At 37.8% G+C, this 13222-nt stretch carries 9 protein-coding genes; 4 read left to right on the top strand and 5 right to left on the bottom strand.

Annotation, left to right across the window (positions count from 1 at the left end):
• Window positions 1–668: 668 nt before the first annotated feature.
• From ACN9MR_RS18630 to ACN9MR_RS18615, 4 genes are all read right to left on the bottom strand, one after another.
• The gene (locus ACN9MR_RS18630; RefSeq protein WP_426325923.1) at window positions 669–2948 is read right to left on the bottom strand and encodes an aconitate hydratase; all 2280 of its coding nucleotides are present in this window, start codon (window positions 2946–2948) and stop codon (window positions 669–671) included.
• A gap of 196 nt (window positions 2949–3144) precedes the next feature.
• Window positions 3145–5910 (bottom strand): bifunctional aconitate hydratase 2/2-methylisocitrate dehydratase, encoded by a 2766-nt coding sequence (locus ACN9MR_RS18625; RefSeq protein ID WP_426325921.1) that lies wholly within the window; start codon window positions 5908–5910, stop codon window positions 3145–3147.
• Window positions 5911–6261: 351 nt separating this feature from the next.
• Window positions 6262–6888 (bottom strand): hypothetical protein, encoded by a 627-nt coding sequence (locus ACN9MR_RS18620; RefSeq protein ID WP_426325919.1) that lies wholly within the window; start codon window positions 6886–6888, stop codon window positions 6262–6264.
• A gap of 166 nt (window positions 6889–7054) precedes the next feature.
• The gene (locus ACN9MR_RS18615) at window positions 7055–7732 is read right to left on the bottom strand and encodes a polysaccharide deacetylase family protein (RefSeq protein ID WP_426325917.1); all 678 of its coding nucleotides are present in this window, start codon (window positions 7730–7732) and stop codon (window positions 7055–7057) included.
• An 80-nt stretch (window positions 7733–7812) separates the two neighbouring features.
• Between ACN9MR_RS18615 and ACN9MR_RS18610 the strand changes: the two genes are divergently transcribed.
• From ACN9MR_RS18610 to ACN9MR_RS18595, 4 genes are all read left to right on the top strand, one after another.
• Window positions 7813–9156: a TolC family protein gene (locus ACN9MR_RS18610; RefSeq protein WP_426325915.1), complete on the top strand. Its 1344-nt coding sequence runs from the start codon at window positions 7813–7815 to the stop codon at window positions 9154–9156.
• A 117-nt stretch (window positions 9157–9273) separates the two neighbouring features.
• On the top strand, window positions 9274–10614 hold the full coding sequence (locus tag ACN9MR_RS18605) for an efflux RND transporter periplasmic adaptor subunit (protein ID WP_426325913.1): 1341 nt from the start codon (window positions 9274–9276) through the stop codon (window positions 10612–10614).
• 74 nt (window positions 10615–10688) lie between these two features.
• Window positions 10689–11690, top strand: coding sequence for an NAD(P)H-dependent glycerol-3-phosphate dehydrogenase (locus ACN9MR_RS18600; RefSeq protein ID WP_426325911.1), 1002 nt, complete (start codon window positions 10689–10691; stop codon window positions 11688–11690).
• A 570-nt stretch (window positions 11691–12260) separates the two neighbouring features.
• On the top strand, window positions 12261–12605 hold the full coding sequence (locus ACN9MR_RS18595) for a hypothetical protein (RefSeq protein ID WP_426325909.1): 345 nt from the start codon (window positions 12261–12263) through the stop codon (window positions 12603–12605).
• A 71-nt stretch (window positions 12606–12676) separates the two neighbouring features.
• Here ACN9MR_RS18595 and ACN9MR_RS18590 read toward each other — a convergent pair whose 3' ends face one another.
• On the bottom strand, window positions 12677–13177 hold the full coding sequence (locus tag ACN9MR_RS18590) for a hypothetical protein (RefSeq protein WP_426325907.1): 501 nt from the start codon (window positions 13175–13177) through the stop codon (window positions 12677–12679).
• Window positions 13178–13222: the final 45 nt, after the last annotated feature.

The following is a 13222-nucleotide window of genomic DNA, read 5'->3' as shown; positions in this document are numbered from 1 at the left end:
GATGCCGCTACGCCCGGGGCTATAAAGTCCTTTTACTGCTAGTATGGCAAAGCTCCACACTGTCTCTGCCATCTAAACCCGATATAGGCGAATGCTGTTTTTTTTCTAAACCAGCAACAGCATTAGCGGGACCAACCCCAACCTAGGAACTACCGCAGCTGCTTTCCAAAAATTAAAGAAATGATTTATTGTAGCTTTTTGAAGCGCAAAAGCAGTGCTACTGTTAAAGTTTGTTCCCGTTCTCCGCTGTATCCTTTCGCTGCGCTTCAGGGATGCCGCTACGCCCGGGGCTAGAAAGTCCTTTTACTGCTAGTATGGCAAAGCTCCTCACTGTCTCTGCCATCTAAACCCGATATACGCGAATGCTGGTTTTTTTTCTAAACCAGCAGCAGCATTAGCGGGACTAGCCCCGCCCTAAGAACTACTGCAACTGCTTTCCAAAAAAAGAAAGAGGTTAATCCTAAATAATGGATTTGTCACCCTGTCCAAAGGAATCCTGTGGAAGGACTTTTTAAAATGATTTTAAGGCATTTCGACAAGCTCAATGTGACAAATTGGATAAATAGATATCGTTTTAAGCGGTATCTGGTAAAAGAACAAAAAATCCCGCTCTGATTTAACAGAACGGGATTGATATTGTTTTCATCCAAACTTCGGACTACCGACTACTAAAGCGCTGCTTTAGCCGCTGCCTCAGCGCGAATAATATTTAGTGCGCCACCAGCTTTAAACCATTCAATTTGTTGATCGTTATAACTGTGGTTAACCGGGAATTGTTCTTGGGTACCATCAGCATGGTGTAATACTAATGTTAATGGTTTATCTGGAGCAAATTCTGTTAAGCCTAAGATATCGATGGTATCATCTTCTAAGATTTTATCGTAATCATCTTTATCGGCAAAGGTTAAAGCTAACATACCTTGTTTTTTGAGGTTGGTTTCGTGAATACGGGCAAAAGATTTTACCAGTACAGCCCGAACACCTAAGTGACGGGGTTCCATAGCGGCATGCTCACGTGATGAACCTTCGCCATAGTTTTCGTCGCCAACAACAATAGAACCTAAACCAGCAGCTTTATAATCGCGTTGTGTTGCTGGAACTGGTCCGTATTCACCAGTTAATTCATTTTTAACGTTATCTGTTTTATCGTTGAAATAGTTAACCGCACCAATGAGCATGTTGTTAGAAATGTTATCTAAGTGACCACGGAATTTTAACCAGGGGCCAGCCATAGAAATGTGATCTGTTGTACATTTACCTTTGGCTTTGATTAAAAGTTTTAAACCTTTTAAGTCGGTACCTTCCCAAGGGGTAAATGGATCTAACAATTGTAAACGGTGCGAAGTTGGGGAAACCAAAACCTGAACTGATGAGCCATCAGCTGCCGGTGCCTGATAACCTGCATCTTCTACTGCAAAACCCTTTGTTGGCAGTTCAAAACCTGTAGGTGGATCTAATTTAACCTGTTCGCCTTTATCGTTTGTTAACGTATCGGTTAATGGATTAAAGCCTAAATTACCTGAGATTGCAATTGCAGCAACCATTTCTGGTGAAGCTACGAATGCAAAAGTATTAGGGTTACCATCTGCACGCTTAGCAAAGTTTCTGTTAAACGAGTGTACGATCGTATTTTTTTCTGCTTTTTCTGCACCGGTACGATCCCACATCCCAATACATGGTCCGCAGGCATTGGTGAAAATTGTAGCGTCTAAATCTTCGAAAGTTTTTAAAAAACCATCGCGGTCTGCAGTATAACGTACCTGTTCAGATCCTGGGTTGATACCGAAGGCCGATTTGGTTACCAAACCTTTTGCAATAGCCTGATTTGCGATAGAGGCTGCTCTTGATAAATCCTCGTAGGAAGAGTTGGTACAAGAACCAATCAATCCCCATTCTACTTTTAAAGGCCAGCCGTTTTTCTCTGCCTCAACTTTCATCTGCGAAACCGGAGTAGCTAAATCTGGTGTAAACGGGCCGTTTAAATAAGGCTCTAAGGTATCTAAATCGATTTCAATAACCTGATCGAAATAGTTTTCCGGCTCAGCATAAACTTCAGCATCACCGGTTAAATATTCCTTTATTTTGTTTGCCTCATCAGCAACTTCATTTCTGCCGGTAGCACGTAAATAACGCTCCATGCTCTCGTCATATCCGAAAGTAGAGGTGGTTGCACCAATTTCCGCACCCATGTTGCAAATGGTACCTTTACCCGTACAGCTCATTGATGTAGCGCCATCACCAAAATATTCTACAATTGCTCCAGTACCACCTTTTACAGTAAGGATACCTGCAACCTTAAGAATTACATCTTTAGCAGCAGTCCAGCCGTTTAATTTACCTGTTAACTTAACGCCGATTAACTTAGGGAATTTAAGCTCCCAAGGTAAACCCGCCATTACATCGCAGGCATCAGCACCACCAACTCCAATAGCAACCATACCCAAACCACCCGCATTTACGGTGTGTGAGTCGGTTCCGATCATCATTCCTCCTGGGAAAGCATAATTTTCTAAAACTACCTGGTGAATAATACCAGCACCTGGTTTCCAGAAACCGATACCGTATTTGTTCGATACAGAAGATAAGAAATCAAAAACTTCGGCACTTTCTGTTTTAGCATGAGGTAAATCTATTGCGGCACCTTCTTTAGCCGTAATTAAGTGATCGCAATGAACTGTAGAAGGCACAGCCACTTGTGGGCGACCTGCCTGCATAAATTGCAATAATGCCATTTGGGCTGTTGCATCCTGCATCGCAACGCGATCTGGCGCAAAGTCTACATAATCAGAACCACGTTTAAACGCTGTTTTAGGATCTCCATCCCAAAGGTGTGCATATAATATTTTCTCAGATAATGTTAAAGGTCTGCCAACTATTTTACGCGCAGCCTCAACACGGCTGCCAAAGTTTGCATAAACCTTTTTAATCATGTCTATATCAAAAGCCATACTTTATTTTTTTTTAAAATTATTGTCAATAACAACACAAACTAAATTAAACAATTTTTAATAGACTTATTTTTAAGATTTGTCAAATTATGTTATTTAAAACCATTCTATTCAATTGTTCGTGTAAATAAAAAGGCCATCCGATTATCGAACAGCCTTTGTGCTTTGATTAACAAAAAATATGTTTATTTGTTTCTTATTGTTTTGTAGAAATAGGCGTAAACTTGGTTAAGTTGATACCTTCTACCGCAACTTTATATTCCTCAATGCTTGGAATACGACCTAAAATTGCAGAAAGAACCACTACCGGTGTAGATGCCAATAAAGATTCTCCTTTTTTACCTTCTTTATCTTCAACGACGCGGCCCTGGAATAAACGGGTTGAGGTAGCCATTACAGTATCGCCCTTAGCCGCTTTCTCCTGGTTGCCCATACAAAGGTTACAACCCGGACGTTCTAAGTACATAATGTTCTCATATTCGGTACGCGCTGCAGCTTTAGGTAAGGCATCGCTGAACTCAAATCCAGAGTATTTTTGTAAGTATTCCCAATCGCCTTCTGCTTTCAACTCATCGATGATGTTGTAAGTAGGGGCTGCAACCACCAATGGAGCTTTGAACTCTACTTTACCAGTTAGCGTCTCTACGTTTTTCAACATCTGAGAAACAATTTTCAAGTCGTCTTTATGTACCATACAAGAACCTACGAAACCAAGGTCTACTTTTTTATCCCCACCATAGTAAGTTAAGTCTCTGATGGTATCATGTGTATAACGTTTAGAAACATCTACATTATTCACATCTGGATCAGCAATCATTGGTTCTTCAATTAGATCCAAATCGATTACAACCTCAGCATAATATTTGGCATTATCATCTGGCATTAAAGCTGGTTTGATACCGGTCTTAATTTCTTCAATACGCTTGTTTGCTTTGTTGATCAATCCTTGTAAAACCTGGTTATGGTTGTCCATACCCTTGTCTATCATGATTTGAATACGATTTTTAGCAATTTCTAACGACTGGATTAAAGTATCATCCTGCGAAATACAGATAGATGCCTTTGCCTTCATCTCTGCTGTCCAATCTGTAAAGGTAAAAGCCTGATCGGCTAATAAAGTACCAATGTGTACCTCAATAATACGGCCCTGGAATACGTTTTCGCCATCAAACTGTTGCAACATTTGCAATTGTGTCGCATGAACTACATCACGGAAATCCATGTGTTCTTTCATCTGACCTTTGAATGTTACTTTTACTGACTCAGGAATTGGCATAGAAGCCTCACCAGTTGCCAATGCTAATGCTACCGTACCAGAATCTGCACCGAAAGCCACACCCTTAGACATACGTGTGTGCGAATCACCACCGATAATAATTGCCCACTCATCAATAGTGATGTCGTTCAATACCTTATGAATAACATCGGTCATAGAATGATATTGGCCTTTAGGGTCGCGGGCAGTAATCACACCGAAGTCGTTCATAAACTTCATCAATTTAGGGATGTTTGCCTGTGCTTTTTTGTCCCAAACAGATGCGGTATGACAACCTGATTGATAAGCACCATCAACAATTGGAGAAATAACTGTAGCTGCCATTGCTTCTAATTCCTGAGCGGTCATCAAACCTGTTGTATCCTGAGAACCTACAATGTTTACTTCTACACGAACGTCAGAACCGGCATGTAAAACCTTGCCCTGTGTTAAACCTACCGCATTTCTATTGAAGATTTTTTCTACAGCCGTTAAACCTTGCCCTTCAATAGATACCTCTTTAGCAGGGGCGAATACTAACGAAGGCTCGATAGCTAAAGTTTTAGCTGCAAAAGTTTGGATTTTTTTACCAAAAACGATAGCGTAAGAACCACCGGCTTTGATAAATTCCATTTTCTGCGGCGTTAACGCTTTTGAAATGTCGATCAACTCTTGATCTCCATTGTACAATTTTTTAGTTTTTGTATTAATGGTGAGTACGGTACCCGTTTCTATGGAATAAACTTGCTCTAAAATCGGCTCGTCATTTTCGTTACGGATAACATTGCCATTTTCATCTGTTTTCTTTACCCAGTTTTTAAGGTCGATACCAATACCGCCTGTTACATCAACTGTTGTTAAGAAAATGGGAGAAATACCATTGGTGCCACCTACAATTGGAGCGATGTTTACAAATGGAATATAAGGGCTAGATTTTTTACCTGTCCAAAGTGCCACATTGTTTACCCCCGACATACGTGAAGAACCTACACCCATGGTACCTTTTTCAGCTACCAGCATTACACTTTTATCAGGGTGTTGCGCTTGCAATGCTTTAATTTCCTCCTGAGCCTCTGGGGTAATCATACATTTGCCATGCAATTCGCGGTCTGAACGAGAGTGTGCCTGGTTGCCTGGCGACAATAAATCTGTAGAAATATCGCCAATACCTGCGATAAAAGTTACCACTTTAATTTCTTCTGCTACTTCGGGAAGTTTGGTGAAAAATTCGGCCCTGGCATAACTCTCTAATATTTCCTTAGCAATGGCATTGCCATTGTTATAAGCTTCTTTTAAACGATCGGTATCTGCGTCGTATAAGAAAACCTGCGTTTTCAGTACATCTGCAGCTTTATGGGCTTTATCGCCATTATCTGCCAAAGCGATGTCTAACAAAACTTTGATAGAAGATCCACCCTTCATGTGCGATAACAATTCGAAAGCAAAATCAGGTGTGATTTCGGCAACGATAGTTCCGCCTAAAATAATTTCTTTTAAAAATTCTGCTTTTACACCGGCAGCTCCGGTAGTGCCCGGCAAGGTATTGTATATGAAAAAATTAACAGCATCTGCTCTGTTAAAATTATTTACATTTTTAATTTGATCGATGATTTCACTCAATAATTCTGCTCCATCAATAGGTTTGGGATGAAGACCTTGAGCTTTTCTGTCTTCAATCTCCTGGATATAATCGTTATAAATACTCATCTTAGCTATTTTATTCTTTTTGTTATAAGATTGTGCAACAAACACCCGCTTTTTACAAAAAAAGAATACTGTTTTGTATATTAATTTGTGTTTACTGAGCCGATATGGCGCAATTTTTTGGTCAAAACAAAAATAGCAAAAAACAACCCTTAAATGCAATTTAGGCAGGTGATTGAGTAATTTGGAATTATTCTAAACAACGAAAAAGAATGGGAATTAAAGGGCATAAAACGTATAAATTATGAAAAAATATGAGCCGGATTTATATGCTGGTAAATCTTTTTAAGCAGTTATTCTTTCAAGGCCCGACAAAGCGAAAAGGTATTTTTCAATTTAAGCTTGTTTGTACTTTTAATCATAACAGGTACTGTCATCAACATCATAAAAAAAGCCCAGGCTTTTAGCTTTGTAATTACCTGAAGTATCAATGCTAACCTTAAAAGGTTCTGTTCTCACGGTGCATTTATGAAATTTTACCAGATAGAATTCATAACCATCTTTAACTTTTTTATATGAACTGCCGATGTCTCTTCTATAATCGACTGTTAAATTATTGATATCAGCAATTAACAGAGCCTCTTCTATGCTATCAATCGTTCCTATAAATTTGATCAGTTGTGCTTTATTGGTAACCAGTTTTATATGGTTATTTTCTACATAAGCTATATAAAAATAGCCTTGCCACATTTTGTATAAGAAACCTGATTTAGGGTCATCAAATTTATTGTTCATTAGGTAAGCAATGTCACCTTTCCCGGCTATGATTTCCGTATTTGTATTTGGATGATGGAAATATCCCTGCCGAATACATGCCCAATATTGATAATCTTTGCTCGGTCGGATCGCTTTAATGAGATCTTCGGTTACATTTAGTCCGGGTGGGATTTTTTCAAAACCTTGTTCAGCCTTTCTGTTGCACGACAATAATAGCAAAGAAAGAATGAAAAGATAATGTCTTATTTTCAGTTTGTGGAACATGTTGCTCTTTTAACTGATGATGGATAATAACAGGCTTTTCCATAACCGTTCATTATCGGACAGATTTGTGCGGTTTTGAACAGTTATTTATTTTACGTCGTTTTAATTCGTTGATTTTCAGCTTATTGATGTGTGTTTAGCGCCTTGGCACAAGATTGGCTTAAGGCTAAAGCGTTAAAAATGTAAAACCTTTTTCAGCAAAATAAGCCAACACTTTAGGAAGTGCGTAAGATAAACGGTCGAATGCTTTTAAACTATCATGAAATACAATTATAGAACCATTTTCGGTATGTTTAATCACGTTTTGATAACATTTTTCGGGCGAAAGCTTGGTGTCGAAATCGCCGCTGAGTACATCCCACATTACGATGTTCAGTCCTGAGTCGATAGTCTTTAGTCCTAAGTCAGACTGTTGATTTTGGAATATGGACTTCGGACTTCGGACTTCGGACTTCAGACTTTTAATCTGGCTTTTCTTAATCCGCCCGTAGGGTGGACGAAACAGATTTGTTTGCGTAAGTTCCTGGCATTTTAGTGTATTTTGAAGGTAGGTTTCATTATCGGTTTTCCAGCCTTTTAAATGATTGAAAGTATGGTTGCCAATGGCATGTCCGTCGTTTTTTACACGTTCAAAAACTTCGGGGTGTTTAACAATATTATCGCCAATGCAAAAAAATGTAGCTTTAGCATTAAAGACTTTTAAAGTTTTTAATACAAAATCTGTAACATTGGGTATAGGTCCATCGTCAAAGGTCAAATAAATAACTTTTTCGGTGCGGGATTTATTCCATAACAGTGATGGATAATACCATTTTAGCAGAAGCGGTGATTTGATCAGGTACATTTTAGCAGTAAAGTTACTAAATGCCTGTACAGATTGAAATTATTAAAGTTGTTTATATAGATTTGAAACAAATTATGAAGATGTTTACCAAGAATAAGTTAATTACCGGATCTGCATTATTAGTAGCATTAAGTTTTAGTCAGAAAATTAAGGCTCAGGAAGTTATCAGCATTCAACAAGCAGTTGAAAACACATTAAAAAACAATTTAAACATTAAACAAGCCGCTTTCAATGCCGCTCTCAGTGAAGAAAATGTTCGCCAATCTAAAAATGCTTTATTGCCCACTGTAAATGGTACCATTAACCAGTCCATGCAATGGGGTAGGAGTCAGCAGGTATCAGGTTTATTCGAAAATACTCAGAACTATAATTTGAGTCCTAATCTGAGTACCAATGTTTCGCTTTTTGGTGGAGGGACAAAGATAAACCAAATCAGACAGAATAAGCTATTGTTAGCTGCAGATCAAACCAACGTAGACAAGGTAAAAAATGATCTTATTCTTCAGGTGGTAACCGCTTATCTTCAGGTTTTAAATAACCAGGATCAGGTTAAAGCTACGCAGCAACAATTGGATGTAGCCAATTCTACTTTAAAAAGAGAGCAGGCGCTTTTAGATGTTGGTAATAAAACTTTAGCCGATATTTCGCAGGCCAAATCGCAGGCTGCAACAGCTGAGCTTAATTTAACCAATGCGCAGAATCAGTTGACTATATCCTATTTAACTTTAGGACAGTTAATGGAAATTCAGCCACCAATGACATTTAAAGTACAGCCGCCATTGGTTAACGAATTGAATAACATTCAAAACGCTTATGTTCCAAGTGATATTTACAATCAGGCTTTAAATACTTTTCCCGATATCAAATTGGCAAATTTAAATACAAAAGCAGCAGAAAAAGCAATTGATGTTGCCAAAGGTGGATTTTTTCCTCAGATCAGTTTAGGTGGTGGTTTAGGATCAGCCTATTATTACCAGTTTAATTCAAATTTTCCGATTTCAAAATTTTCCGATCAATTATCCGATAACTTTGGACAATATGTGAGTATGGGGATTTCCATTCCAATTTTTAATGGATTCACAACCAGATCGGCGGTTAGAAAGGCGAAAATTAATTGGATGCAGCGTAAAACTGACGAGCAACTATCAAAAAATAACCTGATCAAGGTAATCAATCAGGCTGTTGCTGATCTTAGTGCCGCACAAAGTAGATATTCTTCTACCCAAAATGCTTTTCAGGCGCAGAAAGATGCTTTTTACGTAATCGAACAACGTTATGCTGTTGGTTTAGTAAATTCTTTAGATTACAGCACTGCACAAACCAATAGAAATAAAGCCGAAATAGATTTTATCTTGGCGAAATATGATCTTTTGTTCAGAGCTAAAGTAATTGACTACTATTTGGGTAAACAGATCACATTTTAAGATTAAAAGCTGAAAAAATAAAAAATTGAAGCTTTAGTTTTATACATAACCATTACAACGTTTTAATTTTAAAACATTACAACATAATACAAACAAACGAAATACAATCAATAAATTATGAAACTGAAGCATATTATTATTACCGTAGTTGCTATCATAGCTCTTCTAGTTATACTTAAGCTGGCTGGAGTTATTGGCGGGAATAAAACCGAAAAAGTAACTACAGAAAAAGCATCAGATAAAACTGTTGTAGAAACAGTTACTGCGAGTGGAAAAATCCAACCGGAAACTGAAGTTAAATTAAGTTCTGAGGTATCGGGAGAGGTAGTAGAATTAAAGGTAAAAGAAGGAGATATTGTTAAAGCAGGCCAATTGCTTTGTAAAGTACGTCCGGATGTTTTGCAATCGGGTTATGAAAGAACAGTTGCTACCTTTAATGCGCAAAGGGCTAGTGTGGCAGCAGCGCAACAACAATTGATACAAAACCAGGCTAACTTTGTAAATGCGGAAGCAACTTACAAACGTAATGTAGAACTTTTTAATAAAAAAGTAATTTCTGCATCAGAATTCGATTCTGCTAAGGCGGCGTATTTAACTGCTAAAGCAAATTTGGCCAGTGCAAAAGAAAATGTAACCGGTGCAAAATTTACTTTAGAGCAGACAGGGGCAAACGTTAAAGAAGCAGGGGCAAACTTAGCTAAAACAACAATTTATGCTCCGGTTGATGGTGTGGTTTCAAAATTGTCAATCGAATTGGGAGATCGTATTTTAGGAACTTCGCAAATGGCAGGTACAGAAATTATGCGTATCTCTAACCTATCGTCAATGGAAGTTAATGTTGATGTTAACGAAAACGACATTACCCGTGTTAAAGTAGGCGATAAAGCTTCGATTGAAGTTGACGCTTTCTCAGATAAAAAATTTAGGGGTGTAGTAACCGAAATTGCAAGCTCATCAACAGCTGTTGGTACTGCGGTATCTACTTCAGTAGATCAGGTAACCAATTTCTCTGTAAAAATTAGAATTACAGAAGAACTAGCAGGTAAACAACAATCTATTTTCCGCCCGGGCATGTCTGCCACAGTTGATATCGAAAGCGAATCGTTAACAGGTTTAGCTATCCCAATTCAGGCTGTATTTACCGATAGCGGTAAATCTGGCGATGCTGGTCAAAACCAGGGTAACCAGGAAAATACCGATAAGCAGAAATCTAAATTAACCGATAAAAAAGTGAAGCAATATATTTATGCTTACGATGCCAAAACTAAAAAGGTTAAAAAGACCGAGGTGACCACCGGAATCCAAAATGACCAGTTTATTATCGTCAAATCTGGTGTTAAGGCTGGCCAGGAAATTGTTACCGGCCCTTATTCTGCCATCCAAAATAAATTAAAAGACGGAATGATTGTAGAAAAAACATCTAAAGACCAATTGTTTAGCAAAGACGCTAAGAAGTAGACTATATTTAACAACAATAAATAATTAAATTGTCCCGGTTTAAAATATTAAACCGGGATTTTTATTTTATAAATATGGTACCTAAAATAGCGATGATAGGGGGCGGAAGCTGGGCGACTGCCATTGTGAAAATGCTTGCAGATAATTTAGCTGAAAAGGAAATTTTTTGGTGGATGCGCAACGAGGCAGCCATAGCACACATTAAAAAATTTAAACATAACCCTAATTATATTAGTTCTGTTGAGATTAAACTTACTCAGGAAGATCATATTTCTTCAGATATCAACTCCATCATAAAATCTGCCGAATTTATAATTCTAAATGTTCCGGCAGCATTTTTAAAAAATACTTTAACTTCCATCACTGCTGAAGATTTAAAGGGCAAAAAAATCATTTCAGCTATAAAAGGCATAGTACCCGAAGATAATCTGATTATCGGCGAATTTTTGCACGAAAATTATAATATCCCATATGATGATATTTTGGTGGTTAGCGGACCATGCCATGCCGAGGAAGTAGCTTTAGAAAAATTATCATACCTAACCATCGCCTGTACCGATGTAGAAAAGGCATCCACTTTCGCTTCATTTTTAAACACCCGTTACATTAAAACAAACGTATCAGACGATATTTTCGGGACGGAATATGCTGCGGTTTTAAAAAATATTTATGCAGTAGCCAGTGGTATTTGTCATGGCATAGGTTATGGCGATAACTTTCAGGCGGTGTTGATCAGCAATGCCATTCGTGAAATTAAACGCTTCGTTGATGCCGTTCATCCCATCAACAGGGATATTATGGAGTCGGCATATCTTGGCGATCTGTTGGTTACAGCTTACTCTCAGTTCAGCCGCAACCGTACGTTTGGTAATATGGTGGGGAAAGGTTACACCGTAAAATCTGCCCAATTGGAGATGAATATGGTGGCCGAAGGTTATTATGCGGTTAAATGTATGCATATTAAAAATCAAGCGTATAATGTGGATATGCCAATTTGCAAAGCGGTACATAGTATTATTTACGAAAACCGTTCGCCGCAAATCGAAATGAAATTACTGGCGGAGAAATTAAACTAGTTCATAATAGTTGTTGGTTTTAAAATAACTTAATTTTTTGTAAAGCAGGTTTAGTGCTTTTCGGTTCGGGCAGTCCTTCTTTTCGCTATTATCTTTTTGTGATGGTTATTGAGGGATGTTTGTGTGGGCAACAAAAAGTATAACCGCTTCAATAAGGTTTATTTAACAGAAGGGAGTGCAAGAAAACGAAAAAATGATGCTTACGAAAGAAGTAGGTAGGCGTTCTGTATTTCTTACACTACTAAAGTGTTTAGCCCCGGGCGCAGCGGCATCCCTGAAGCGCAGCGAAAGGATACAGCGGAGAACGGGAACAAGCTTTAATAGCTGCTGTGACCCTGCGCTCCAAAAAAAGAATAAAAATTTGACTTAAAGCATTTTAAGTGTCTTTCCATCGGAAAGTCCTTCGGCGAATTAGTCTGAGAATTTGCTTTTTGTAAATCAATATTTTATGCCCTTTGCTGGTGTGCTCTGCTTAGGAAATAATATTTTAAAACTTTATCTTTATTAGTGTAACAGAAATAAAACAAATCTTATGATCAACTGTTATTCTCTCAACAAAATATAGCTGTCATGAAAAAGAAATTAGTAATGGGTTTATTAACGCTGGCCTTATTTGGAGGTGCAGCCTTAACCGTAAATGCTCAAGAAAAGAAAAAAACTGAAGTTGGTAAAGCATTAGATCATACCGGTAAAGCAATAAGTAAAGGTGCTAAATCTGTAGGTAATAAAACTGCCGAAGTAGCAGTAAAAGGCAGTTCGAAAGTTGCCGATAAAACCTGGAAAGGCAAAATGGCACCGGATGGATCAGATGTTTATATCAATGCAAAAAATGAAAAATATTATGTGAACTCTAAAGGCGCTAAAATTTGGTTAAAACCTAGTCAGATTAAAAATAGGCCTGAACCTAAAAAATAGTATCAAAATCCCGATGATTAAGGTCATCGGGATTTTTTATGCAAATCAGTTTATAAATGAAGTCTCACGCTTTAAATTTTTAAAGTATAGATGCTACTCAGATACTGACTGTTAACATTCGGAAGTTCTTTGGGAGCATCGGTTTTATTGATCAGTAATTTTTCGACCATCTGGTTATTCACCTTTAGGTTAAGTTCATAAAGTTTATCGCCCAGTTTAAGATAAAAAGTATTATCAATGCTTTTTGCCTGATGGCTTATGTCAGAAGAAACAAGCTGATAATAATCCATTTTCAGATTATTTGTGTACGTAAAGGGCTGGCGAATGTCGAAATTGATTTGTTTAATTACATTGCTGGCATCTTTAGAATAAAGCTGAATCTGGGTCTTGTCTAAAAAACCTGTAGTTTTAGGGTTAAGGAGATCCACATCGGCACTGTTTTTAATCACCAAGCCTAAGCTTGTGTCATAACTTATAGGGGAGCAGGCACATAGCCCGCCGCCGTTGGTTATTTTTTTGCAACCTAAATTGGTGATGAAAATGAGCACGAGAACAAATAGAATTTTTTTCATTTAGCTTAAATTATTGAGTTATAATTTTTAAGGTTTAAAGGATTT

Source organism: Pedobacter sp. R-06 (assembly GCF_049913135.1).
GTDB lineage: Bacteria > Bacteroidota > Bacteroidia > Sphingobacteriales > Sphingobacteriaceae > Pedobacter.
This window is presented reverse-complemented; position numbering and strand designations above follow the sequence as displayed.

Bases quoted from the DNA above. Each gene is read 5' to 3' on its own strand.
- ACN9MR_RS18630 (WP_426325923.1), bottom strand. From the start codon at position 2,948: ATGGCTTTTGATATAGACATGATTAAAAAGGTTTATGCAAACTTTGGC.
- ACN9MR_RS18625 (WP_426325921.1), bottom strand. From the start codon at position 5,910: ATGAGTATTTATAACGATTATATCCAGGAGATTGAAGACAGAAAAGCT.
- ACN9MR_RS18620 (WP_426325919.1), bottom strand. From the start codon at position 6,888: ATGTTCCACAAACTGAAAATAAGACATTATCTTTTCATTCTTTCTTTG.
- ACN9MR_RS18615 (WP_426325917.1), bottom strand. From the start codon at position 7,732: ATGTACCTGATCAAATCACCGCTTCTGCTAAAATGGTATTATCCATCA.
- ACN9MR_RS18610 (WP_426325915.1), top strand. From the start codon at position 7,813: ATGTTTACCAAGAATAAGTTAATTACCGGATCTGCATTATTAGTAGCA.
- ACN9MR_RS18605 (WP_426325913.1), top strand. From the start codon at position 9,274: ATGAAACTGAAGCATATTATTATTACCGTAGTTGCTATCATAGCTCTT.
- ACN9MR_RS18600 (WP_426325911.1), top strand. From the start codon at position 10,689: ATGGTACCTAAAATAGCGATGATAGGGGGCGGAAGCTGGGCGACTGCC.
- ACN9MR_RS18595 (WP_426325909.1), top strand. From the start codon at position 12,261: ATGAAAAAGAAATTAGTAATGGGTTTATTAACGCTGGCCTTATTTGGA.
- ACN9MR_RS18590 (WP_426325907.1), bottom strand. From the start codon at position 13,177: ATGAAAAAAATTCTATTTGTTCTCGTGCTCATTTTCATCACCAATTTA.